The organism is Caldisericaceae bacterium, assembly GCA_036574215.1.
In the GTDB taxonomy this organism is placed as follows: Bacteria; Caldisericota; Caldisericia; order Caldisericales; family Caldisericaceae; genus Caldisericum.
Genome location: JAINCR010000074.1, coordinates 1 through 25,117 on the forward strand (window position 1 = coordinate 1; position 25,117 = coordinate 25,117).

The following is a 25,117-nucleotide window of genomic DNA, read 5'->3' on the forward strand; positions in this document are numbered from 1 at the left end:
CTTTAGTTATAAAGAGGCTTAAAAAAGATTTTTACAACTACTTTATAGCCTTAAAAGACTATAAGAGAAATCTAGATAAATATAGAGGCTTACCAAAATTACCATCACCAAAAAAGTTATCTAAAATGAACCAATACTCAATTCCACTTGATAGCTATACAAGTATAAGCCTTAGAAAGCTTGAGAAACAACACCTAATTGGTATAAACTTATCTTCAAAGATGAGATACTTCTATATTGGTAAAGATACAGAGGTTTTTAAAAACGTTAAATTAGCTAATGTCAAGTATCAAAACAATGAAATATACCTTCAGTTTTCTTATGAGTTAAATAACACTTTAAAAGATGATCTTAAACCGCAAAAATATGCAGGTTTGGATATAGGACTTAAGAATTTGGTGTCCTTATTTATAGACGATAGAGAAACATCATCTCTTTTAATTGATGGTGCCAATTACAAGTATTTCAATTACCGATACAATAAGCTCATCTCAAAATTAGATGAAGCTATTGCTAAGGAAGCAATAGAATTTAAAACCACAAAAACAGGCACAAGATATGCTGTAAAATGGAATGGTTTGGGAATGTATCTAAAGAAATTCAAAACATACCTTACTCAGAAACGAAATGAGTATTTTAAAAGCAACTTTCATAAGTTATCAAGAAAGATTGTAGAGTATTTGCAACTGCATGGTGTAACTGACTTGGTAATCTCATCGAAACTAGCAGAGCTTAAAAACAATGGGAAATGCAATTTGAGTAAGCAAGTTAAACAAAGTTTTATCCAGATACCATTCATAAAGCTATTGCAATACATAGAAGAAAAGTGCTGTGAGGTAGGTATAAAGGTTATCAAAGTAGATGAATCCTATACATCAGAGGTATCTTGTATTAGCTCAGATGTTCTTAAGATGCAGGCATACTCTAATGGCGTAATTGAAAGAAGCCGAGAGGAATCTACCTACAATGGTAAAAGAATTAAAAGAGGATTATTTAAAGACACACTGCTAAATAAAGTATTCAATGCAGACTTAAATGGAGCTGTAAATCACATTAAATTGGCTACAGACAAAAGCTTCACTTGGTTAAAAGATAACCTTTGGAAGCTTAATAATCCAATAAAGCTTAAAAGTGCAGGAGAGTTACACAACTTATTGTGTAATATCCGAAGCAATAAGTCTCTAAAAGAGAGGACGACTGCTTGTGCTTGTAGATACTCTATCAGTTATTGATAGATATTTACAGGTATGGAGTGTCGGCATCCCATACCAGATGAAAATAGCTTTAAAGCAGGTGAAGAAATTTTAAAGATTATTAATTCCATAGACATTAAAAGTGGAGTTTAGGTTTTATGATGGTTGGGTTGGGGTTAACTGATAAAGTCAGGAAAAAGATCCTCTCCTTTATAACTTATAAGCAAGTCTCAATGGACCAAAGAGAGTAAATATATCTCTATCATCCGTAGCCACATTAATCAGGCTATTTGTGATTTGAAAACTTACGGGTGATTCCTCCTTTCAAATGTATTTTAGGGTATTATACCCTAACTTTGAGGAGTCACCCAATTATGGGATTAGCACAAAAGAAATAATTCCTACTCCCACTTAAATGTAAAAGCTGATATCAATAAACTTGCTATCGTTATGCTAATCAAAATCGTTATATCTTTTGTATAATTTAAGAATTTTCCCCCGAGCCATACTCCTTTCAATAGATTTACTGCATATGTAAGAGGTATAAATTTAGATATTGTAACCATTAACTTAGGTAATACTTCTATAGGTACGGTTGCACCGGTTAAAAATATCATAGGAAAATATACAAGATTTGCTATTACATCTGCCGTTTTCGTGTTAGAAGAAACACTTGCAATCAAAATACCCAAAGAGAACACACTTATAAGCGATATAAAAAATGCTACTATTGACGGAAAGAAGGCTCCCAAAAATTGCAGATTAAAAACAATTTTTCCAACTATGAACAGTAAAACTATCCCCAATGCTGTCATAACAACATTTACTACAATTTGGGATACAAAAACATGCCACGGAGTTATAGGGGTAGCCTTGTATCGCTTTAAGATTTTCCGTTCCCTGTACTCGCACACAGAAATGGGAAGGGTCATAATACCTGTTACAGCAATTATCATAACTGTATAAGCTGGAAAGAACACATCTACAGTTCCATGGCCTCCAAAGAGCTTTGTAGGAGTATTTCCGTAAATTCCTCCAAACACAAGAAGCAGCAGCACTGGAAAAAGAAGAGTAAAAGATACAGCAACAAATAACCTTAAAAACATCTTAAATTCCACTTCTATAATTTCAAGCATTGCCCTCATGCTAATCCTCCTTTTCAAACTCACTACCAGTTAATTTTAAGAATACATCTTCTAATCCACTGCTCTTTACTCTGAGGTCACTGTATTTTATCCCTTCTTTCTGTAGAAAATCTATAACCTCAGACAAAATATTGTTTCCTTCTCCTAATACATGTACTTCACCGTTATGCTTTTCCACTTTCTTTACATTTTTCAATTTCTCTAATTTTTCAAAATCAACCCTTTCGGAAGTAAAAACTATCTCTGTAGCTGAACCAAAAGACTTAATAAGATTGTTTACACTATCCATTGCAACAATTTTCCCTTGATTGATAATAGCAACCCTATCGCATAGATATTCCACTTCTTCCATATAATGACTTGTTAGACATACAGTTATCCCTTTTTCCCTTAACTTTTCTATATATTTCCACATATTACGTCTTGCAGCTGGATCAAGACCTGTTGTCAATTCATCCAAAAAGACGATTTTGGGGTTTGGGATTAAAGAAAGAACGATAGAAAGCTTTTGTTTTTCTCCGCCAGAAAGCTTTGTAATGTAGTTATTTGCCTTATCATCAAGTTCAAATGTGTGCAATAGTTCTTTATAGGGAATCGGATTTTTATAGAACGAAGAGAACAATCTACATATCTCCCATACCTTCAATCTATCTGGATAAGAAGTCTCCTGAAGCTGAACGCCAATGTATTCGTACATTTTTCTTCTATCTGTAAGTGGATTGAAATCCAAAACTCTAATACTTCCTGCATCAGGTGTTCTTAATCCTTCAATACACTCAAGGGTTGTTGTTTTACCAGCTCCATTAGGTCCTACTATTCCAAAAATTTCTCCTTCCATAATACTAAAGGAAATGTTGTCAACAGCTTTTTTGCTTCCATAAGTTTTTGTAAGATTTTTCACTTCTACAACGAAACTCATTGATATTTCACCGTCCTTTCCTTAAAAGGTTGAGCAAAAAATCCCGCAGAAGAGACATGGATAATTATTGGAGGCACAATACTTCCTGTTGCAACAAACAACAGACCTCCTACTATTGAAATTATAATGCTAGATATTGCCATGACAAGCACCTGGATTTTTGTATTTGTAAGTGTTATCTGACCGTATACAAATAACACGGTAACTATTGCCAATGATAAACTAAAAGATAGTCCTTCTTTAAGCAACGCATTTAACAAAACCCCTCTAAAGAAAAGTTTCTCTAAGCTACCACTTATTGCAGGTATCATGTAAGCAATATTCTTAGGAAATCTATTAACACCAGAAATCCATCTTATTTTGTCTATTTCTTCTATTACCCTATTCTGAGGGAAGGCATAAAACAATAATGATATTCCCACGGACAAAAGCGTTATTACAGCAAATATCCCTAAAAACGTAACTATCGCCAATATGCGAGTTTAATTTTACCGTACCTCCCTTGTATATTTATGATAAATTTTAGCAAATTCAAAAATTTTGTCAATAGGTCGAATATGAGAAATAATATTTACTTTGTTTGTGATAATTAGTATCTTACGGCAAATGGTGAGATTCTTCATTAAGTTGAGGGGTAAACAGCACCCTCTCAAGGCTCCTCCATCCCTTCCTGTCATCCTGAGTGCTTTCTTCCCCGTCATCCTGAGTGCTTTCTTCCCCGTCATCCTGAGCGGTAGCGAAGGATCTCATATTTGAGGGGGTAAAAAGGGCACCCCCCTCAAAACTCCCCTGAAAACCAAAAAAAGAATAAACGGCAAGATTCTTCCTCACTCACTACGTTCGCTCGTCAGAATGACCAAGGAGGCGACACCTCGTCAGAATGACTCCGTCATGTCATCCTGAGTGAAACGAAGGATCTTGTCTTTCAAAGGATGAGATTCCTCACTTTCGCTCGGAATGTCGAAGCAGGCTTACTCCCTCAGAATAAACTTTTCTTTGTTGTCTTATCTCTCATAATAAATATGTGTTATAATACTTTTAGGTAGAATCGTTTAAATTAACTTAATATATATTTTAGTAGGTCAGGACTTATTTTATGGAAAAGAGAGTTTACATAGGAACCTCAGGGTATTTTTATTCTGGTTGGATAGGTAAATTTTATCCTCCAGAAATAAATAGTAAAGACTTTCTTTTGTATTACCAACAATTTTTTAATACGGTTGAAATGAATTCAACTTTTTACCATATGCCAAAGCCCAGCACAATTAAATTGCTAAAAAGCAAGTTAAAAGAAGACTTTAAAGTGAGTTTAAAAATGTCAAGAATTATCACTCACATAAAGAGATTGAAAGACGTTGAAGATGAGTTGCATAGATTTTTTGAAAGTGTTTCTTACGTTAAAGATAATTTAGGAGTAATTTTAATTCAACTACCGCCTTCTTTAAAGTTTAATACAGAACTTCTCAAAGATTTTTTTGTGAAGCTTCCCAAAGAGTGTTCTTTTGCAATTGAATTTAGACACAAAACTTGGCTAAATGATTTTACCTTTAGTATTTTAAAAGAGTTTAATGTCTCTTTTGTAATTACCCATGGCGATGATTACCCTTTTTTAAAAACTGAAACTTCAAATATTGTTTATATAAGATTGCACGGCCCAAAAGAGCTTTATGCGTCTTCCTATTCTAAAGAAGAACTTGAGTCTTGGAAATCTTACATCATGGAATTAAGTGCTAAAGGTTATTCTGTTTATGTTTATTTTAATAACGATTTTTTTGGATATGCAGTTGACAATGCACTAATGCTAACAAAAATGCTTACTTGAAAAGGGATCTAAACAATGACAATTAGAAAAGTGTTGGCGTTAATGTTTCTAATAATTGCTACATTCATTTGGGGTATAACTTTCCCTCTTGTTAAGTACATTCTTCAATATTTGAGTGAATTTCAACTTCTATTTTTAAGGTTCTTATTTGCCTCTTTAATCGGTATTTTTATTGTATTTAAAGGTAGAAAATACCTAAAAAATTGGAAAAATATTTTTTATCTTTCTTTATTAGGGCTTTCTTTATATATTGCTTTTGTATTTCAAACCGTGGGGTTACGCTACACTACGCCTACTAAAAGTGCTTTCATAACGGGACTTTACATTGTATTTACTCCCATACTTGCAACGTTTTTCTTAAAAGAACGTATAAAATTACATTATATTATTGCATTAAACCTTTCTTTAATTGGTTTATTTTTTTTGTCAAATATTGATCTAAGAAGCCTTGCAAGTTTAAATATTGGTGATTTATTAACTATCTTATGTGCGGTTGCTTTTGCCTTTCAGATAGTCTTAACAGAATTGTTAGTTAAAAACATGGAACCTCTTTTTGTAACTTCTTTTGAGATTTTAATTGCCTTTTTATTTACAATACCTTTTATGGTTTTCAATCCCCCAGTTTTACTAAATTCAACTTTGATTTTATCGGTTGCCTTTCTTGGTATATTTGCAAGCTTCTTAGCAATCCAAGCAGAGTCAGTTTCTTTAAGATACATTGATTCAACCGAAGCGTCCCTTATATTTGTGCTTGAACCTGTTTTTGCTTATCTATTTTCTTTTATTATTTTTAGAGAAGTTTTGAACTTAAAAGGAATAATAGGGGCTTTTCTTATTATTGCTTCTATGGTAATTATTGCTATTTATAATAGAGAATAAACGGCACAAGCATTTCATCGCTTGTGAGGTTTCCGTGTTTTCCGATTAGTTCTAATTCTTTTTTATCTGAAAGGTATGAAATTGCACTCCCGTCTTTGATGACAATTACAAGATCACCAACTCTTTCCTCAAAAATTCTCTTTTTGCCAAATAAGTTTAGATTGAACGCTTCATCTCTTGTTAAAACTTTAATGTTTGTTAATGCACTAAGTGTATTCTTTAAAGCACTCTCTTTTAATGTAATATAAGGGACTCTAACGTCTGTTATTGGTAAGATAATACTTTTAGATTCTTCCAATTTTTCTAATTCTATAATCTCATTGTTTGTTGTATCTATTTGTCCGTGATCTGCTGTAATTAGAAGAAGTGTATCGTTATCAACTACTTTTAAGATTTCTCCCAATAGAACATCAATTATTTCTAATTCATTTAGTACTACTTGAGAAAATGGACCAAACCTATGGGATAAAGCATCTATACTCCACAGGTAAGCATTTATAAAGGCAACATCAAGTTTAAGTAAATTCTTAACTTGTTCTAACATATCTGAGTATGTCAAGTAACCAATTTCTTCACTACCTCTGTATACTGCTTTATCGAAAGCGCTGTGCAGGTAATCTGACCGAACTATTGAAAAATTGGGGATATCGTGATCTTTTAATATTTCAAAGATTGTTTTTATGGGGATAAGCCAATTTGGTTCATATTTTATGGAACAGTTTTTGTTAACTGATAGGGTTTGAAAAAGAGGATTTATTATATCACCAAATTCTCTTGCATAAAATCTAAAGCCCATTACTCCATGTATTGAAGGATCACTAACGGAATAGATTGATGGAAGTGCAGTGGAGGTTGTGGAAGGGAAAGTTGAGGTAAGCACAGTAAACATACCCTTATCTAAAATATGCCTTAGCGTGGATATTTTTGAGTTATTAAGTGCAAAGTTAAGTAGATTATACCCCAAAGCATCGACCAGTAAAAGTAGAACCTTATTTTTATTAGGAATTGTGAAATCTTTAAATGGCTTAAGTTTTTCAAAATCATTTGCTATTTGAAAGTTTTCTAATATTAGACTTCCAACGTTTGAAATATTAAGACCATTGTAGATGGGTGTAATTAAACCTTCTAAAGTTGATTTTTCTTTTATTTCATTTATCGAATTTATAAACATTTTTCAAAGATGGCGGAGGGGATAGGATTCGAACCTACGAGACTCATCGTCTGCCGCATTTCAAGTGCGGTGCCATCGTCCACTCGGCCACCCCTCCGGCTTTTTTATGCCTTTACTATTTTATCAATTCCCATATATTTTTGCAATACCTCTGGGACTGAAACACTTCCATCTTCATTTTGGTAGTTCTCAAGTATTGCAGCCATCGTTCTTCCAACAGCAAGACCAGAGCCATTCAGCGTATGAACATATTTTAACTCATTTGTTTTAGTTTTGTATCTTATATTTGCTCTTCTTGCCTGAAAATCCTCAAAATTACTTACAGAAGATATCTCTACATATTTTTCTTGTGCTGCCATGTATACTTCGGGATCAAACTTCATTGCTGCCGTAAAGCCTAAATCTCCTGTGCACATCATCTTGATTTGATAAGGGAGTTTTAGTGCTCTTAATATATCCTCTGCATTATCAAGTAATTCGTATAGGTGTTCATATGAGTCTTCATTTTTTGTGAATCTTACCATTTCAACTTTATTAAATTGGTGCACTCTTATTATTCCTCTAGTATCTTTTCCTGCGGCTCCTGCTTCTTTTCTAAAGCAAGGAGTGTAGGCTACATATTTTATAGGAAGTTCATCTTCCGAAAGAATTTCATCTCTATGTAAGTTTGTTACGGGCACTTCTGCTGTTGGGTCAAGGTAGAGATCCTCTCCTTCTATCTTATACATATCTTCGGCAAATTTTGGAAGTTGCCCAGTGCCAGTCATGGAAGCTCTGTTAATAAGCACAGGCGGGAAAATTTCTTTGTATCCGTGTTTTTCTACATGGAAGTCAATCATAAAAGATATAAGAGCTCTTTCAAGTTTTGCTCCTAAACCTTTTAGCACATAGAATCTTGAACCAGAAATCTTTACCGCCCGTTTAAAATCTATAATATCAAGGTATTCTCCAATTTCCCAATGAGGTTTTGGCTTAAATTTAAATTCTCTAATTGAACCTTCTTTTCTCAATACAACGTTTTCTGTTTCATCTTTTCCTACTGGCACTGATTCATGCGGTAAGTTAGGTATACTTAGAAGAGTTTCTTCAAATTTTTCATTAAGAACTTCAAGTTCTTTTTCTTTTTCACTTATCAAATCTCCAATTTTTCTTACCTCTTCTTTAATTTCTTCGGGATTTTTTGATTCTTTTATTAGTTTTCCAATTGTTTGAGAAAGTTCTTTTCTTTTATGCCTTAGGTCATCAACAGTTACAATAACCTCTCTTCTTTTTTTGTCTATCTCAAGGAATTGGTCAACCAATGTTGGATCTACACCTTTGTTTGCAATTCCCTTTTTTACCTTTTCAGGGTTTGATCTTATTAAATTTGGGTCTAACATATGCCATCTCCTTATTATGGTGTTTGTTTTACTTCAATTTCTTTTGCACCATACGCAATAGTATTACCTAATGGATCTCTTAAGTATGCCTCAACTTTTATGGTGCCAATCTTTAAAGCAAGTAAAGAATACCTAAATGTTCCATATTGATCTGATATGAGATTTGTTACTGGTATTCCGTCAACAATTAATTCTAATTTGCTGTTGTTTAAATCAAATGAGCTTACATCAACAGTTATTGTTATCGGTTCACCAACTATATAACTGTCTTTATCTGTGAGTATCATGATGTTTTGAGTATTCAGTGGATAACGTGGGTCATACTCTGTTGGTTCTGTCCCTTTTATATATGTCCTTTCCTCGGTTAAATCAATAGGACAACTTGGTGGTGCAAGTAAGCCTGAGTCTTTAACAACCCTCACTGTAACGAATCCTATATCCCTTATATCGTAGGGTGGAACAAAGCCATCGTGATATGCGTATTTAATAATGTTTTTCCCATCAGATGGTAATTTTGTTAGGTATCCTGTATCGTTATATGCGTTAAATAAAGTCAAGTTAGAGGGTTTTGGAAAATCATTTTTTGGAAAGTAATTCATTGCGGTATTCATGAATTTTTTCCATATCATTGCAGGAAATCTTGCACCTGCATTGAAAACGTCAGGGAAAGTTACTTCTTCTGAATCTGGGCCAAGCCATACACTTACAGAAATATTTGGCGTATATCCATCAAACCAAGCATCTTTCCAGTTATCTGTGCTACCTGTCTTTCCACCGGATGGTAATCCTGTGATTCTGGCATTTACTTTATGTGCCATTACGTAGCTAAAGATATTATTCATTATATATGCAACATCTTCTGGGACAGCTCTGTATGAATTGTCTTTATGCTCGTAAAGGATTCTTCCATCTGAAGAGACAATTTTACTAACTATGTAAGGTTCATGGTATATACCACCGTTTCCTAAAGTTGCATAGGCGTTTGCCATTTCAAGTTGTTTTATTTCAAAACTTCCAATTGCAATAGAGGGGAATGGTTGAAGGGGTGTGGTTATACCAAACTTCCTTGCAGTTAGTATTACTCTATCAAGTCCTACACTTAAGGCTGTTTTTACAGCGCATACATTTGAAGATTGGTTTAAAGCTTCTCTTACGCTCAAATAACCAAAATATTTACCCTCCCATTCGTGAGGTGTCCAGTTGCCAACTGAGTAGTCCTCCGATAGAATTATATCCGAAGGAGTTAAAGATCCATAAAGTATAGCTGTAGTATAGTCAAATATTTTAAAAGAAGAACCAGGTTGTTTTAGTGCAACTGTCCTATTGAATTTTGTGTTGTCGTAATCTCTTCCCCCAACCATTGCAAGTATTGCTCCGGTGTTTGCATCGACTGCAGTAAGAGCTGCCTGAGGTTGGATTACCCCTTTTGAGTCTTTTTTGTCTTTAGGAAACACTCCATCTTTTTCTGCTTTTGTTAGAACTTCATCAATTGCTTGTGTTGCTGCCTTCTGCAACTCTGGTATCACCGTCGTGTAGATCCTCAAGCCACCTACGTAAAGCATGGTTCTTCCAAATTTATTTGCAACAAAGTCTTTTACGTAATCGATAACATATCCCATATTATCTTTTTCGATTGTTTTATTTGATAATTTTATTTCTTCATTTATCGCTTTATTGTATTCATCTTTGGTGATGATTTCATATGATAACATTTTGTCTAATACTTCTTTTTGGGCAAGTTTTGCGTATTCAAAGTTTGCGTAAGGATTGTATTCAGATGGAGCTTGTATAACACCAGCTAACATTGCAGACTCAGCAAGATCAAGGTCTTTAGCATGTTTTCCAAAGTATGTTAACGATGCTTGTTCTATGCCGTATGCACCAGATCCAAAATAAATCTGGTTGAGATACATTTCAAGGATCTGGTCTTTGGTAAATCGTTTTTCTAATTCTATTGCAAGAAGAGCTTCCTTTATTTTTCTATCAATAGTCCTTTCAAGAGAAAGGAACATCGTTCTTGCAAGTTGTTGTGTTATTGTGCTTGCTCCTTCTATTCTTTTTCCACCGCTTGTTATTGTGACGAAGATTGCCCTTACAATACCTTTGTAATCTAATGCCCCGTGTTCGTAGAATCTTTTATCTTCCTGCGCAAGGACTGCTTTTACAGCAATTGGTGCAATATCTTTTAAACTAACGTAAATTCTATTTTCTGTTGCATAGACGTTTGTTATAAGGTGTCCTTTGTAATCAAAAATTTGGGATGCTTGTTCTGGTGAGAATGAATACATCTCGATATCTGGAAGTTCTTGTTTTGCTTTACTAATGTAAATGCCAAAAAGGATACCTCCAATAATCACAACAATTGCAATTGTTGAGATTGCAGTTAAAATAAAAGCTTTAAAAACTGATCTTTTCTTTTTTCTGTTGCTTTTTGTTATTTCTTCCATATTAGTTTCCTGCTCCTTTGAACATCAAATAGAATAATAAACCTATAAAACCCTCAAGAAAAAGTAGCACTCTAAACAGAGGTGGTAATTTTTCTTTTCTTAGAAGAATATTTGTAATTATTCCTGAGAGAAACCATACAATGATAACACAAACAAAAAATACAGTCATTACTTGTATGCCCCCTTTATAAGATATTTTCCATTTCCTTCCACTCTTATAATTCCCTCTGGATCTTTTATCTCCCCTTTTGTTATAAGTATGTTATGAACTATGCTAACAGGATAGCCTACAGCAATGAGTGGCTCTCTAACTTTACAATACTTGAGGTATTTTATATTTAATTCAATAGTGTAAACTATAAAGCCCTCAAGAAATTTAGTGTTTGCCATAACATCATCGAGGATTGAGGCAAGAATGCCCCCATGAATGATATTTGGGTATCCTTCGTAATCGTTGTCGAGTATAAATTCTGCTGTTGCTGTATCGCCAACTTTTTTAATATCTAATTTAAGTCCCTTTGGGTTGTTTTTGCCACAAACAAAGCAATTATTGTAACTCATTTTACCCTTTCAATTGGTGCGTATCTTAAATCAAGGTTTTTAATTCCAATTTTTAAGAATTCTATTGTCGCATAAGGAACATCTGCATCGTAAACTATATCAATTACTTTTCCAAGCCCCCAAATTCTATGCACTACAGTATCACCTTTATTAATGTTTACCACTTTTTTAGTTTCGTTCTCTTTATTGTACATAAAAATTTGCATTTCTGATATAAACCTCGATTGTTTTGTAAGAATGAGATTTCCAAACTTCGTCCGTCTTTCAGCAAGAGTTATAAATAGCTTTTCTTTGGCGCGGGTTATTCCTACGTAGCAGAGTCTCCTTTCTTCTTCAATATCCGATGAGTTATCAAGCGATCTAAAATGCGGTAGTAAACCTTCTTCAAGACCAACTAAAAATACAACTGGAAATTCAAGTCCTTTTGCGGCATGAAGTGTCATTAGCGTTATCCTATCTTCATCCTTTGCTTCATCAATGCTTGTAATAAGAGAAATTTGAGTAAGTAAATTAGTAAGTGTTGCTTCTTCAGTTTCTTTTGTAAAACCTGCAACCATATTTAAAAATTCCTTTACGTTTTCTATTCTCTCTTCTGCGTTTTCTTTATAAGTTGCTTCTAAATAATCGTAATACCTTGTTTTTGATATTATATCTTCAACTATGGCAGGAAGAGGCGTTGTGTCTTTATTTGAATGTAAACTATTTATTAGCTCCAAAAAGTCTTTCAATGGTTTTGATTCCTTTTCTTTAAGGTATTCCTCTAATGCTTTAAAAAGTGGTATATTTTTGTTTGAAGCAATTTTGTTTATTTCGCCAAAAGTTTTTTCTCCTACGTGTCTTTGAGGTGTGTTCACAATACGTTTAAAACTGATATTATCGCCTGTATTGTTAATAAGGGAAAGATATGCAATGATATCTTTAATCTCAGCTCTTGAATAGAATTTTTGACCACCAATTATTTGATAGGGAATGCCATTTCCAATAAGGTATTCTTCTAAGACTCTTGATTGAAAATTTGTCCTGTAGAGTATGGCAAAATCCCTATAACTTCTTTTTTCTTTTTCTTTTAACTCCTTAATCTTGTTAATTAAAAAACGAGCTTCATCAATTTCGTCTATCCCTTCGTAAAAATTAACTGCATCGTCTTTGTTGATTGAAGAATATAATTCTTTTTCGCTTCTTCTCTTATTGAATTTAATAAGTCTATTTGCAACATCAAGGATTTCTTGAGGCGATCTATAGTTCTTTTCAAGCTTTATTGTTTTTAACTCTTTAAAATCTTCGTAAATTTTATCTATAAACTCTACGCTTGCACCTCTAAATGAGTAAATACTCTGGTCATCATCGCCTACTAAAGTAAACTTTCTAACTTTTGTAAAAAGGAGTTTAAGGAATTCATACTGCATTTTGTTTACATCTTGGTACTCATCTACGAGTATATGCTTGAATTTTGTTTGATAGTAGTAGAGGACTTCTTTAAATTCTTTAAATATGTTAATAGTAAATATTATTAAATCATCAAAATCAAGACTATTATTCTCCTTTAGTATTTTTTGATATTTCGTATAAACTTTTGCAACTATTTCTTCAAAGTAATCATTAGGGTACTTTGAAAAATCTTTTTCATCTATTAAGTTTGTTTTCGCCTTCGATATGTAATCTTTCACAGTTGATGGGTTTACATACTTTGTGTCAATGTTGAGCTCTTTTAAAATATCTTTAATAACATTTTGTGAATCTTCCTCATCTAAAATATTAAAATTTTCGCTGTATCCTAACAGTTTGATCTCTTTTCTAAGGATCCTTGCACAAATTGAGTGAAATGTCCCAATGTAAAGGTCTTTTATATCTCTACCAATGAGCCTTTCTGTTCTTTCCTTCATCTCTTGAGCTGCTTTTTTTGTAAAGGTAACTGCAAGAATCTGAGAAGGAAGGTATGCTACTCCATCAATAAGGTATGCAATTTTATACGTTATCACCTTTGTTTTTCCTGAGCCAGCACCTGCATAAACAAGAAGTGGTCCGTCAATGTATAAAACTGCTTCTCTTTGCGCTTCGTTTAAGTCTGAAAGATAATTTTCCTTCATCGTTATATAAAGAGAGGAATTAAGGAAATAACAATTAATATTAGTGGTAAAAGGTAAATGATAACTGCTTTAGCTTTATCGATTTCATAAGTTTCGGAAATAGCAAGTATAAATAGTAATACTTCCCATATTGAAAACAAAAAATTTATTAAAGTTAAGAAATGGACGTTAAAAATCATGAATATTGAGTAAAGTAATCTTCCAAAAACCATAGGAATTGAAGCAAACGCCAAATTCTTCATTAGTTTTACGCCGTTCTGTTTTTTAAAGAATAGCTGAGCACCCATTTCGTAAATGGCCGTAGTGAGGAATAGAAATATTACAGGTATTATGATTGATAGTAGTAAGAGTTTTACTGGATCAACCGAAAAAGTATTTATAAACTCATCAATATTTGGAACGATTTGCTTGTATAAATTTAAGAAATTTTTTAATCCAAATCTAAGAAAACTCTCTAAATAAAGGTAGTTAACTAAACCTCCAAAAATGAGGAACATGACAAAAGCCAAGGTAGGGATTTCCTCTTTAAAAGTATTTTTTGGTGATTTTATAACTTTAACTATGTAATCAAACATCGTCATCTCCTAATATGAAAAATTATACTGAAAGGGTTTTTCAATAATTTGAATAAACAATTGTATATTTCCAAATAGTATTTCAAAAAAATTTTTCTCTACTTGAAATTCTACAGTATGCGCATCCTTTAAATTAAGGTCTTTTTTCATCGTTTCTATTACATTGGATAAGTTTCCAAGTCCGTCAACAAGACCTAAAGAAAGTGCTTGCTTACCTGTGTAAATTTGTCCTTGAGCAAGTGGTCTTAGATTGTAAACGGGTATTTTTCTATTAATACTAACGATGTTTAAAAATCTTTCGTAAAATTCATTTATAATACTTTCTAACATCTTTTTCTCTTCATCTGACATAGTTCTATAAGGGGAACCTATATCTTTAAACTTCCCACTTTTTATTGTTTGTATGTTTATACCAATCTTTTTGAGTAATTCTTCGTAGTTAGCTATATTTAAGATAACTCCAATACTTCCAGTGATGGTAGTAGGTTCTGCAAAAATTTTATCTGAGGACATTGCAATATAATAGCCACCAGAAGCACATTCTTCACCCATTGATGTGTAGATTTTTAATCCGTTTTCTTTTTTAAAATTAAGGAGTGTTTGATAAATAGCATCGCTTTCGTATACGCTTCCTCCGGGACTTGAAACTACAAGAATAATTCCTTTAGGGTTTATACTTTTTACTTCGTTAAGGATTTTCAAAACATCGTTTTTATTAAACGAATTTTGATCAACTCCGCCAACTACTCCGTTTAGGTGAATAATTGCAATATTGTTATCTTCTTTTTTAGAAAAATTTTTAAAATTAAAACCAACTAATATGATTGCTATTAAAATTGCAAAGATCAAAATGTCTAAAAATAGCTTCTTAATGTTCATTTTTTAACCACCCCAAAACTATTTTTAAAATTTCTTCTTTGCTTAAGTTTGCCTTAAAGCCAGCAGCCTCTTTGTGTCCGCCTCCGCCAAATTTTTCAGCAATAGTTCTTACATCCACATGGTTTTTGCTTCTTAAACTCCCCTTCCAGCCGCCTTCTTTTAGTTCTCTTAAAAAGAGAACAGCCTCGCAATCTTTATCTTTTCTTAAGTAGTCAACAATCCCCTCAATATCTTCATCGGTTGCATTTAAATTTTTTATGTCTTCCTGTGTTATATAAGAAAATCCCAATTTCTCAATTATCGTAAGACGCATTAATGATAAACCAAGTAATTTAAGATGAGTTAAGGTCTCCATTTCGTAAACCATTCTTGCAATGTTGTATGGATTTGCTCCGTTTTCAACAAGTTCTTTTGCAGTAGAAAAAGCAACTTTGTTTGTGTTGTTGAACCTAAATGACCCCGTATCGGTAAGAAGACCAGTGTATAGACTGTCTGATATCTCTTTATTTATTGGAAATTTACCGTATTTCAAAATTTTCCAAACAACGCAGGTTGTAGAAGGGTAATTAATTTTAACATAGTTGAATTCATAATTATCATTTTCACCTTTGTGGTGATCAAAACGCATAATTAATTTGTGTTTAATTGTGTTTACGTTAAACCCTTCTATGCGTTCAATGTTTGGTGCATCTAAAACCAATATTAAATCTACTTCTTTTAAGTCTTTGATGTTTTTGTTGATCTTTTCGAAATTATTTAAAAACGAAAAGTGCAAAGGCACTGGCTCTGGCACAAAATAGGATACCTTTTTCCCTAAAAGTTCAAGGGATTCTCCTAATCCGAGGATAGACCCAATACCATCTCCATCTGCGTTTACGTGTGTTGTTAAAAGAAAAGAATTATAAGAGTTTAAAGTATCTATAATTTTTTTAATATTATTCATTTTCACCTTTTTCTTTTAGTTCCTTTTCAACCTCGTCAAGAATCTCAAGCACTTTATTTCCCTTCTGAATTGATGTGTCAAAAATAAAACTTAAAAGCGGGACAAATTTCATATTCTTTAGGCGTTTTGCAACATCCCTTTGTATACTGCGTGTTACTTTAATTAACCTTGTTTCAATTTCCTCTTCTTCATTTTCATGACCTAAGATAGTGTAGTAAATTTTTGCATACCTTAGATCATCTGAAACACTTACATAAGTAATAGTTATATGTTTAAGTAGAGGGTCATCGAGAGTGTATATGTAATTTGATACCTCTCTTAAAATTGCCGATTCTACTTTATGTTTTCTCAATTCGCTCATTTTTATTGCCTACCTTCCACATTGAAATTATACTTGCGGTAAGAAAAATAACAAAAGCAACAAGAGTTTTGTTCAAATAATTGTTTTCTAAGAATTTTATTTCTGAAGTTATTAAAATAGATGCAAAAATAGCTACAATACCCACAACAGTTGAAATTGTTATCTTTTGTGTTGATAGTATTGTAAATCCGATTGTAGCAAGTATAATGCTAATTAGGTAGTTAGAGTGTAACCCAGTATGGAAAATGAGGGCAAGTCCTACGCCTATAATGAGAAGTCCTGCAAACATTTCGATTTGTCCAAAGAACTTTCTAAGAGATGCGAATATTTCAAAGAATTTATTTATGGCTAGTGCTGTGAGAACAAAGGGAATACCCATACCTAATGAGTATGCTACTAAGAGTATTATGCCTTGGACTACTGTTTCATGTGTGCCTGCTTGAATTAATATCGTACCTAAGATTGGACCTACACAGGGAGTCCAACCAAAACTAAAAGCAAAACCAAGAAGAAAAGCCTTAAAGATACTTGGGGCTTTGGTATCAACTTTTAATTTCTTTTCATAACTTAGAAATCTAAAGTTTATTATGTTTGCCGTGTGTAATCCAAACAGAATGATAATTGCACCAGCAATACTTTCAAATAAAAGTTTATTTCTTGAGAGAAACTTTCCTATATAAGTTGCAGACGCTCCCATAATAATAAAAACTAGAGAAAAGCCAAGCACAAAGGCAATTGAATTTACAAGGAGTTTTATAGAAGATACTTTTCCTTCCTTCATATTGATAAGTGTTTCTCCTGTTATGTAGGATATGTATGCTGGTATCAAAGGCAAAACACAAGGAGAAATAAATGAAACAATTCCAGCCAATGTTGCTTGAAGTAGTTCAGCGCTACTTACTTCCATATTAACCTCCATTACAATTTTTAAATTTAAAAATTCATCATAAAGGTATTTTACCTGAATAACGTAATTTTGACAAATTTAAATTACATCTAAAAATAACTCTTGTTTATGCAAGAAGTGTCGAAATAATACCAGTTAAGAATATGCCGTCAAATGTGCCTGCACCGCCAATACTTACAACTGGCGCTTCTAATTCATTAATCCTTTTGAGGTTGAGTAAATCAGCGCCTATTAGGGTGCCAATTGTTCCTGAAATATATGCTGTAATTGGCGCATAGTGTCTTGAAAGTAAAAGAGCAACTATTGCAGTTATAATAGGCGGAATAAAAAATGGCACTGCTATACCTATCCCTTTTACAGGTTTTGCAAACAAGTGGATAACTATGGAAACAACAATTATCCCAATTATTGAAGCGATTGCTGGGTAGATGTTGTTAAAAGTAAGCAATCTAAAAAATTCATAGATTGAAATTATAATAGGAACAATAGCTCCACCCAAATTTATAGTAACAAGAGTTTTTTCCTCTTCGTATTGGGGAATTTTGTACGCAACACCGTAGAAATACACAATTTTTTCTACAAGGGTATAATTTTTTGATTTCATTTCAAAGAGAGGTATGTTTATTGCACTTCCTAAAATTGATATCAAGAATAGTAATGTTCCAACAACTGGACTAAAACCTAATCTTGCAAAAGCCTCTACGATACCTCCAGCAAAAATGAGTATAAATAAAGGATAAAGAAGCAAGAATAGGATAATAAGCATAAGGATAAAAGGCAATTCTAACGGAAAATAAAAATAATTTTTTTTCATTTTTCACCTCCATTGTGTTCTTAAATTATATTTATTTTTATTTGCTTCAAAAAAATTTTTTGTATAATTAAGTTATGAGAAGTCTCATTTTGATAATTGATTATTATAGAATTTTTTTCTCTATAGTTTTCTTTGCCTTAGGTGCTATAATAGGCTCTTTTTTAAACGTTGTAATCTATAGACTCCCAAAAGGTGAATCGATAGTCTATCCCCCATCACATTGCACGCATTGTGGTCACAAATTAGCAGCCTCAGATTTAATTCCAATTTTTAGTTATATCTATTTAAAGGGTAGATGTAGGTACTGTAATGAAAAAATTTCAATTGTTTATCCAATTGTTGAGGCTATCACAGGTATTACAGTTGCTCTTTTGTTCTTAAAGTTTGGCTTCTCTTTAGATTTATTGAAATATATCGTCTTTGCTTGTATTCTTATTGTTATTGCAATGATTGACTTAAATACTGGTTATGTCTACGATTCAATAGTTATTCCTTCTATTTTTGTTGGTTTAGCCTTCTCTTTTTTTACTACTGGCTTTAAGGAAGCAATTTTTGGAGCAATTTTTTACGGTGTTCTGTTTTTTCTCATTATCTTAATTTCAAAACTGTTCTATAAAGAAGGAGGAATGGGTGAAGGTGACTTAACCGCTGGAATAATGATAGGAGCATTTTTAGGGCTGAAACTATCGGTTGTTTCTTTCATTCTTTCTTTTATTTTTGGTTCTCTTGTTGGTATTCTTATTATGATTTTTGAAAAAAAGGATGGTGAAACTCAGATACCCTTCGTGCCGTATCTTGCATTTGGTGCAATTGTTTCGGTATTTTTGGGTGGTAAATTAATTAGCTTTTATCTTCAATTATTTTAAAGGAGGTAGTAGATGGGACTATTTAGCAAAAATAAAACGCCAATTATCGGAGTTGATTTAGGTTCCGGTTTTATAAAGATGGCGCAGTTTGAGAAAAAAGGAGATAGTTTAAAACTCGTAAACTTCGGATTACTAGATTTACCCGAAGGTGCAATAGTTGAAGGTAGAATTGAAAAAATGTCCGAAGTTAAGGAGGCCTTGAAAAATTTACTTTCCTATTATTCTTTTATTGGTAATAGAGTTGCCACTTCTGCTTCAGGCAAACTGGTTACCGTAAGAGAGCTCATTATGGATGATCTTCCTCCTCATGAATTGCATGAAGCTATTAAATGGGAGGTTGATAAAATTCTTCCAGCACAAATAGACCAGATGTCTTTTGATTATCAGATATTAAGTAAGGTAAGGGATGGCAATCAAGAAAAACTACACATTTTGTTTGCCGCAGCTCCAATGGATGCAGTCCAGACTACTGTAGAACTTTTTAAAAGTTTAGGTCTTGAACTTGTCTCTATTGAAGTTGAGGCATTTTCTATTTTAAGACTTCTCCGTTTTTTGGGCGAAGTTTCAATGGGTAAAGATAGAATTCTTGCCGTCGTGAATACTGGTCATAATTACACAACCATTAATTTGGTTGATAAAGGATTGGTAAGATTCTCAAGGATCATTCCGTGGGGGGGCAAGAAATTAACTGAAAAAATATCTTACTATTTTGGGTTAGACTTTAAGGAAGCCGAAGAAAAGAAAAAGAAAGAACTTGATTTATTAGACACAAATTCGGAGATTTTTAAATCAGTTGTAGAGGATTTAAGAGAACTTTCTTTAGAGTTAAAACGTTCTATCAGTTACTATTTTGCAAAATATAATGAAAATAAAATAAGTGAGGTGACAGTGATATTAGAAGGTGGAACTGCCAATTTGCTAAATATTGATAGATACCTTGAAGCTGAAACTAACTATCCTACTGTTGTGAATAGGCTTTTTGCAGATATTGCAAAATATGACCCAAATCTGTTTACAAGAGAATATCTGTATGAAATGGCACCCATGTTTGCAACTGCTACAGGCCTTGCGTTAAAAGAGCATCAAGTTAAAAAACTTGAAAAAAAGATGAAAGTGAGGAGCTAACATGGCAAATCAACTTGATTTTTATGAGATTGATATTAATCTTATCCCCCATAAGAGGAAGATTAAGAGACCTTTAGATAGAGAAACGCAAACTATTATTAAAATTGGTGTAACCTTTTTGGTTGCTCTCTTTGTTATCTATGCTGGAATTTACTACCAAGTGTATACTAAAACAAATTATTTAAATGAACTGAATATTCGTATTACTTCTTTGAAAAAGGTCGAAGATACACTTAACCTAAGAAATAAACTTGGAGATAGTGTTTTTTACTATGAGACTACAATTGAAAAACTGGTGAATACACAAATTGATGTAAACAATTTACTAAACGATATTGCAATTTCTATTCCAAAAGAAACAGTTATCGAAAACGTTAATTTAGATTCGGTGGAAAATATTGTTAAAATTACAGGACATACGAAAGATTTACAGCATCTTGCTTGGACCACAAGAGGACTTTCAAAGAATCCTAATTTATCAGATATTACCGTTGATAATTATAATGTCCCGTATGTGCAAGCTCCTAATAAAGCAAACTATGTTACATTTAGCATTTCTTTTAAATGGAAAGGGATGGGAAAATGAAAGACAACATAGCAAATAAACCATTGAGCTTAAATGTTAGCACAAAAATTGTTGCAGCAGCAATTGTTTTTGTATTGGTTGCAGTTGCTTTTTACTTCTATGTAGTTGCACCTAAGATTGAAGAAATTAAAGGACTTAACGACCAGATTTTAAAAGCAGAAGAAAAACTAAATCTTTTATTACTTGCTCAGGAAAGGCTTACTTCTCTTGAACATGAGATCAATTTGTATAACGACAGACTTGTAGAACTTAAAAATATTCTTCCGGAAACAAAGGACGAATTTCTTTTTTCTCTTCAGTTTGTTTCTTTAGCAAAAGCTAGTGGTGGTTCCATTGTTTCTTTAAATTTTCAAAAAGATACTAAAGGTGCTGCTCAAAATGTTGCACTCTTTGATTTAAAATACGAAAGCACAAAATACGAGAATGTTACAAAATTTTTAAGCATGCTTAAAAATAACTACCCCGAGATAATTTCTTTTTTAAAAGTTGATATTTTTAGAAACGCTGAGACAGATAAGACATCAATTACAAATTATATAGTTTCAGTAAACGGTAGTATAAATCTTTCCCAAAGGAAGTGATTAAAATGGACGATAAAAAAACAAAAAAGCCTTTAAAATTTAAAGTTTCAAAAGAAACAATTATTATTATTCTTGTGCTTCTTTTCGTTTTCTTTGCATGGAATGCAGCATTACCTTATATATTCAAGATTGAAAAAGTTACAAATGTAAGTTTACCACAAGTTAAGAGAGGAAATATCGATTTCGTCAATGAACAGATCCAAGCAAGAAAAGTCCCTGTGCCACCGCTTGAACCACAGCCCACCGATTTAGGCAAACAAAACCCTTTTGACTAAGGAGGCTATAATGGAAAAGATTTTTAAAAAAACGGAAGAGTCTAATGTAGATGCTATTTTTGTTAGTAAAATTGAAAACGTAAGGTATCTTACAAATTTCACAGGAGAAGAAGGGTTTGCAGTTGTTGTGCCACCTGAAATTTATCTTTTTGTTGATTCCCGTTTTACTGAGCAGGCAAATAAGGAAGTGTCAAAAGATGTCAAAGTGATAGAATACGCAGGAGATATTGCATCTAACTTAAAAAATGTTCTCTTAAAACACAAAGTGCACTTCTTAGGTGTAGAGGAATACAATATTAACCTTCATACTTATATGGCTCTTAAAAATTTAGGTTTTTTAGTTATTGTTCCCTTATCAGATTTTGTTGAAGAACTAAGGATGATTAAAACAAATGAAGAGCTTGAAAAAATTAGAAAAGCGTGTTCTATATCTACTTCGGCATTTTTAGATACAATTAAACTTCTTAAGCCAGGTATTACTGAAATTGATATTGCTTCTGAATTGGAGTATCGTTTTAAAAAATATGGTGGTGAAAAGCCTTCTTTTACTACAATTGTTGCTTCAGGAGAAAGAGGCTCACTTCCGCATGGTGTTGCATCTTTGAATACCATAAAAGAACATGTCCCCATTGTTTTTGATTTTGGTGTATTTTTCGATGGTTTTGCATCGGATACAACAAGGGTTGTTTCAATAGGTGATGTTGATATCGAAGTTAAAAAGGCATATTCAGTAATTGAGAATGCTCAAAAACTCGGAAGAGAAAAAGCAAAAACAGGCATGAAAGCATCAGAACTTGATAAACTTGTAAGGGATTATATTGCTAGTAATGGTCTTGGGGAATATTTTAAACACGGTCTTGGACATGGAGTAGGCTTAGAGATACACGAACTTCCCTATGTAAATGCAAACTCTCCTTATGCTCTTCAAGAGAATATGGTCATTACTATTGAGCCAGGTGTCTATTTTGAAGGTAAATTTGGATTAAGGCTTGAGGATACGGTAATAGTTAAAGAGGATTCGATTGAAAACCTAATTGACTTACCTCACGATATAATTGTAGTTTAAAGTAAAACACCTTTTGCCCTAAAGGACTTTAAGGTTTCTCGGGGACCTTAAGTATTGTTTTGCTAAATTTTTATTTCAAAATTTTTGAATTCATTTAATACGTCAAAATTTGTTTGATCTATAAGAAGGGGCGTAATGGCTATAAATCCTTCCTCTACGTATTTTGAATCTGTCCCTTCTTCCAATGGGTCATCTAAAGTTCCCCCAATCCAATAGAATTCTTTTTGGAAAGGGTCTTTACCAACTGTTATTCTATTTTTGTATCTTCTTCTTGCAAGCCTTGCAAACTTTACCCCTTTAATTGTTGTTTTTCTTAAGTTTGGAAAATTGATGTTAAAATATAAATCTTTTCTTTCAGTAATTTTTATTAGGTTATCGATAATTTTAACGGAAAGTTTACTTATGTAGATAAAGTCGGGGTTTTCAAAATCATTTACAGAAATTGCAAAAGATAGTTTATTATTTATTGCACCTTCCCTTGCTCCAGCTACAGTTCCTGAATAAATTACATCATCACCAAGGTTTGGACCTTTATTTATCCCTGATACAACAATATCAACAGTCTCTTTTATAAGTAAATCGATTCCAAGAAGGACACAATCACAAGGAGTCCCAGAAACTCTAAAGGATGATACTTCGCCAATGTTTAGGGAGAATTTTTCTGCTCTTAAAGGCTTATGGAGAGTTGTAGCATGACTGCCTGCACTTTGAGGTTTTTGGGGTGCAACTACAAATACTCTCCCAATGGCTGAGAGTTCTTTTCCAAGTGCCTTTAAACCTTCAGATTCAATACTATCATCGTTTGTAAGTAAAATGTTCATATCTGTTTTATATTATAATGATATACTAATAATTGATATTTTCAAAGGAGATTTTTATGGGTGATGAAATTGAAATGAATCGACCCACATGGGTTGAAATTAATCTTGAAAGTATAAAGAATAACTTTGAAGCGATAAAGAAATTAATACCTAATAGTAGGGTTATTTGTGTTGTTAAGGCAGATGCATATGGCCTTGGAGCAAAAGAAATTGCAAAGGAGTTAGAAAAACACAAAGCTTTTGCATTTGCAGTTGCCTCAATGGAAGAAGCGCTTGAGTTAAGAGAAGGTGGAATTAAGAACCCAATTCTTGTTTTAGGATATGTTGATACAAGGAACTTAGAAGTTGCAGCAGTTAATAACATTCGGATAACACTTTTTGATAAAGATTTTATAAAAAGGCTAAAGGAGTATAAGTTAGATGCTTCCATTTATATACATTTGAAAGTAGACACAGGAATGCATCGACTTGGAGTAGATCCTAATGAGGTGGTGTCAATTCTTGAAGAGTTATCCTCCTTTAGGAATGTTTTTATAGAAGGTATATACACGCATTTTTCAAGTGCAGATAGTAGTAGAGAATACACAGAATTTCAGATTAAAAAGTTTAATACACTTTTGAACGATTTACAAAAGAGGAAAATTAATCCACCTATTGTGCATGCTGCAAATAGTGCTACTATTTTAAATTTTAAAGAGGCTTATTACGATGCCCTAAGACCTGGCATACTTCTCTACGGCGTGTCTCCAAATGTAAATTTGGTTTTGCCAAACGATTTTTCAAAGGCAGTTTCTTTAAAAACACGGATTATAAAGGTATCGCATTACAAGAAAGGTGAAGCAATTAGTTATGGTAGGACTTACATAACCGATGAAGATAAAACTATTGCAACTGTTCCTATAGGGTATGCAGATGGAGTGCCAAGGAATCTTTCCAATAATGGTTATGTACTTGTAAAAGGTCAGTTTGCAAGGATTGTTGGCACAATTACGATGGACATGCTAATGATTGATGTTACCGGATTTCCTTATATACATCCAGGGAATGAGGTTGTAATTTTTGGTTCTCAGGGCGAAAAGACAATAACACTTGAAGAATTTTCGCAAAACGCCTCAACCATTCCTTACGAAATCCTCACAAGACTTAATAAAAGGATAAAAAGGGTTTACTTAAAAATGTAGTTTTGTGTTGTCTTATGTGATTTTCTTTACTTATTTGTAATTACGGTTTTTTCATCTAATAAAACCTTTTAGTTATTCTAAGGCGAAGTTTCTTTTGGTTATTCTGCAATCTTTTCCTTGACGAAGTTAAGTGGAGGCATCCTTTTGCCGAGGAAAAATCTCCTCCGTTTTTACTCGAGTGGGTAAAAGCCCCCTCGATACTCTCCCAAAGGATGAGATCCTTCGTCGCTACCGCTCCTCAGGATGACCGAGTATAGAGTATGCCATACAAAATTATTTTTAATTAAGGAAAATCTTTGGATAATTTCTTATCGGCTTTCTATATTTTGCATCTTTTTCATTTATCTTTTTACTATATGTCCGTGATAGTTTTTTTAGCTCTGCTCTTCTTCAATAAAGCCAAAAAAACTCGCATTTTCGTGAAACTATTTTGTTTTTATCTAATTTAATGTAAAATTGAATCGTGATTAAAAGTTACCTTAGAGAAATTAAAAAAATTTATGAAAAAGGAGATACAAGAGAGGAGAGTTTCTA

26 protein-coding genes and 1 tRNA gene are annotated in these 25,117 nt (G+C 32.9%); 10 read left to right on the forward strand and 17 right to left on the reverse strand.

Going from position 1 to position 25,117, the window contains the following annotated elements:
* Positions 1 to 1,232: IS200/IS605 family accessory protein TnpB-related protein (locus tag K6343_04530; GenBank protein ID MEF3245231.1), on the forward strand; the 1,232-nt coding region annotated here is incomplete at its 5' end.
* Between the two features lie 362 nt (positions 1,233 to 1,594).
* Here the strand turns inward: K6343_04530 and K6343_04535 are convergent.
* Genes K6343_04535 through K6343_04545 form a run of 3 tightly spaced genes read right to left on the reverse strand, consistent with a single transcriptional unit; the run spans position 1,595 to position 3,679 of the window.
* Complete coding sequence (locus K6343_04535; protein ID MEF3245232.1) at positions 1,595 to 2,338, reverse strand: ABC transporter permease; 744 nt, start codon at positions 2,336 to 2,338, stop codon at positions 1,595 to 1,597.
* Between the two features lies 1 nt (position 2,339).
* Positions 2,340 to 3,257, reverse strand: a complete 918-nt coding sequence (locus tag K6343_04540; GenBank protein ID MEF3245233.1) for an ABC transporter ATP-binding protein — start codon at positions 3,255 to 3,257, stop codon at positions 2,340 to 2,342.
* Positions 3,254 to 3,679 (reverse strand): CPBP family intramembrane metalloprotease, encoded by a 426-nt coding sequence (locus K6343_04545; protein MEF3245234.1) that lies wholly within the window; start codon positions 3,677 to 3,679, stop codon positions 3,254 to 3,256. The genes K6343_04540 and K6343_04545 overlap by 4 nt, the downstream gene beginning before the upstream one ends.
* 674 nt (positions 3,680 to 4,353) lie before the next feature.
* On the opposite strand from K6343_04545, the gene K6343_04550 reads away from it, so the two are divergent.
* A complete protein-coding gene (locus K6343_04550) occupies positions 4,354 to 5,079 on the forward strand; it encodes a DUF72 domain-containing protein (protein MEF3245235.1) in 726 nt (241 codons plus the stop codon).
* A gap of 15 nt (positions 5,080 to 5,094) precedes the next feature.
* Entirely contained in the window at positions 5,095 to 5,958 is an 864-nt protein-coding gene (locus K6343_04555; protein MEF3245236.1) for a DMT family transporter, read from the forward strand.
* Here the strand turns inward: K6343_04555 and K6343_04560 are convergent.
* The 13 genes from K6343_04560 to K6343_04620 form a co-directional block, all read right to left on the reverse strand.
* The gene (locus K6343_04560) at positions 5,939 to 7,129 is read right to left on the reverse strand and encodes an alkaline phosphatase family protein (GenBank protein ID MEF3245237.1); all 1,191 of its coding nucleotides are present in this window, start codon (positions 7,127 to 7,129) and stop codon (positions 5,939 to 5,941) included. The two genes, K6343_04555 and K6343_04560, sit on opposite strands and share 20 nt — an antisense overlap.
* A gap of 10 nt (positions 7,130 to 7,139) precedes the next feature.
* Positions 7,140 to 7,226, reverse strand: a tRNA-Ser gene (locus K6343_04565).
* A 7-nt stretch (positions 7,227 to 7,233) separates the two neighbouring features.
* Positions 7,234 to 8,508 carry a serine--tRNA ligase gene (serS, locus tag K6343_04570; protein ID MEF3245238.1) on the reverse strand — a complete coding sequence of 425 codons (1,275 nt, stop codon included), beginning with the start codon at positions 8,506 to 8,508 and terminating at the stop codon, positions 7,234 to 7,236.
* Between the two features lie 14 nt (positions 8,509 to 8,522).
* Positions 8,523 to 10,955, reverse strand: coding sequence for a penicillin-binding protein (locus K6343_04575; GenBank protein MEF3245239.1), 2,433 nt, complete (start codon positions 10,953 to 10,955; stop codon positions 8,523 to 8,525).
* A gap of 1 nt (position 10,956) precedes the next feature.
* Positions 10,957 to 11,124, reverse strand: coding sequence for a hypothetical protein (locus tag K6343_04580; protein MEF3245240.1), 168 nt, complete (start codon positions 11,122 to 11,124; stop codon positions 10,957 to 10,959).
* On the reverse strand, positions 11,124 to 11,516 hold the full coding sequence (locus tag K6343_04585; GenBank protein MEF3245241.1) for a PaaI family thioesterase: 393 nt from the start codon (positions 11,514 to 11,516) through the stop codon (positions 11,124 to 11,126). The genes K6343_04580 and K6343_04585 overlap by 1 nt, the downstream gene beginning before the upstream one ends.
* Complete coding sequence (locus K6343_04590) at positions 11,513 to 13,603, reverse strand: UvrD-helicase domain-containing protein (GenBank protein MEF3245242.1); 2,091 nt, start codon at positions 13,601 to 13,603, stop codon at positions 11,513 to 11,515. Before K6343_04590 ends, K6343_04585 begins: the two co-directional genes overlap by 4 nt.
* Positions 13,604 to 13,605: 2 nt before the next feature.
* Complete coding sequence (locus K6343_04595) at positions 13,606 to 14,178, reverse strand: YIP1 family protein (protein MEF3245243.1); 573 nt, start codon at positions 14,176 to 14,178, stop codon at positions 13,606 to 13,608.
* A gap of 9 nt (positions 14,179 to 14,187) precedes the next feature.
* Positions 14,188 to 15,057, reverse strand: coding sequence for a signal peptide peptidase SppA (gene sppA / locus K6343_04600; GenBank protein ID MEF3245244.1), 870 nt, complete (start codon positions 15,055 to 15,057; stop codon positions 14,188 to 14,190).
* On the reverse strand, positions 15,047 to 16,000 hold the full coding sequence (locus K6343_04605; GenBank protein MEF3245245.1) for a bifunctional oligoribonuclease/PAP phosphatase NrnA: 954 nt from the start codon (positions 15,998 to 16,000) through the stop codon (positions 15,047 to 15,049). The genes sppA and K6343_04605 overlap by 11 nt, the downstream gene beginning before the upstream one ends.
* Positions 15,993 to 16,361 carry a 30S ribosome-binding factor RbfA gene (rbfA, locus tag K6343_04610; GenBank protein ID MEF3245246.1) on the reverse strand — a complete coding sequence of 123 codons (369 nt, stop codon included), beginning with the start codon at positions 16,359 to 16,361 and terminating at the stop codon, positions 15,993 to 15,995. Before rbfA ends, K6343_04605 begins: the two co-directional genes overlap by 8 nt.
* A complete protein-coding gene (locus K6343_04615) occupies positions 16,339 to 17,268 on the reverse strand; it encodes a cytochrome c biogenesis protein CcdA (GenBank protein ID MEF3245247.1) in 930 nt (309 codons plus the stop codon). Before K6343_04615 ends, rbfA begins: the two co-directional genes overlap by 23 nt.
* 106 nt (positions 17,269 to 17,374) lie before the next feature.
* Positions 17,375 to 18,082 (reverse strand): DUF1614 domain-containing protein, encoded by a 708-nt coding sequence (locus K6343_04620; protein MEF3245248.1) that lies wholly within the window; start codon positions 18,080 to 18,082, stop codon positions 17,375 to 17,377.
* A gap of 74 nt (positions 18,083 to 18,156) precedes the next feature.
* On the opposite strand from K6343_04620, the gene K6343_04625 reads away from it, so the two are divergent.
* From K6343_04625 to K6343_04650, 6 genes are read left to right on the forward strand one after another with little or no spacing between them, the layout of a single operon-like run.
* Positions 18,157 to 18,948 (forward strand): prepilin peptidase, encoded by a 792-nt coding sequence (locus K6343_04625; GenBank protein MEF3245249.1) that lies wholly within the window; start codon positions 18,157 to 18,159, stop codon positions 18,946 to 18,948.
* A 12-nt stretch (positions 18,949 to 18,960) separates the two neighbouring features.
* Positions 18,961 to 20,073: a type IV pilus assembly protein PilM gene (gene pilM / locus K6343_04630; GenBank protein MEF3245250.1), complete on the forward strand. Its 1,113-nt coding sequence runs from the start codon at positions 18,961 to 18,963 to the stop codon at positions 20,071 to 20,073.
* A gap of 1 nt (position 20,074) precedes the next feature.
* A complete protein-coding gene (locus K6343_04635; GenBank protein ID MEF3245251.1) occupies positions 20,075 to 20,659 on the forward strand; it encodes a hypothetical protein in 585 nt (194 codons plus the stop codon).
* Entirely contained in the window at positions 20,656 to 21,240 is a 585-nt protein-coding gene (locus K6343_04640) for a hypothetical protein (GenBank protein MEF3245252.1), read from the forward strand. Before K6343_04635 ends, K6343_04640 begins: the two co-directional genes overlap by 4 nt.
* Positions 21,241 to 21,245: 5 nt before the next feature.
* Entirely contained in the window at positions 21,246 to 21,515 is a 270-nt protein-coding gene (locus tag K6343_04645; GenBank protein ID MEF3245253.1) for a hypothetical protein, read from the forward strand.
* Positions 21,516 to 21,525: 10 nt separating this feature from the next.
* Complete coding sequence (locus K6343_04650; GenBank protein ID MEF3245254.1) at positions 21,526 to 22,581, forward strand: aminopeptidase P family protein; 1,056 nt, start codon at positions 21,526 to 21,528, stop codon at positions 22,579 to 22,581.
* Positions 22,582 to 22,643: 62 nt separating this feature from the next.
* Here the strand turns inward: K6343_04650 and surE are convergent, their stop codons facing one another.
* Positions 22,644 to 23,402: a 5'/3'-nucleotidase SurE gene (surE, locus tag K6343_04655; GenBank protein MEF3245255.1), complete on the reverse strand. Its 759-nt coding sequence runs from the start codon at positions 23,400 to 23,402 to the stop codon at positions 22,644 to 22,646.
* A 56-nt stretch (positions 23,403 to 23,458) separates the two neighbouring features.
* Between surE and alr the strand changes: the two genes are divergently transcribed.
* Complete coding sequence (gene alr / locus K6343_04660; GenBank protein ID MEF3245256.1) at positions 23,459 to 24,583, forward strand: alanine racemase; 1,125 nt, start codon at positions 23,459 to 23,461, stop codon at positions 24,581 to 24,583.
* Positions 24,584 to 25,117: the final 534 nt, after the last annotated feature.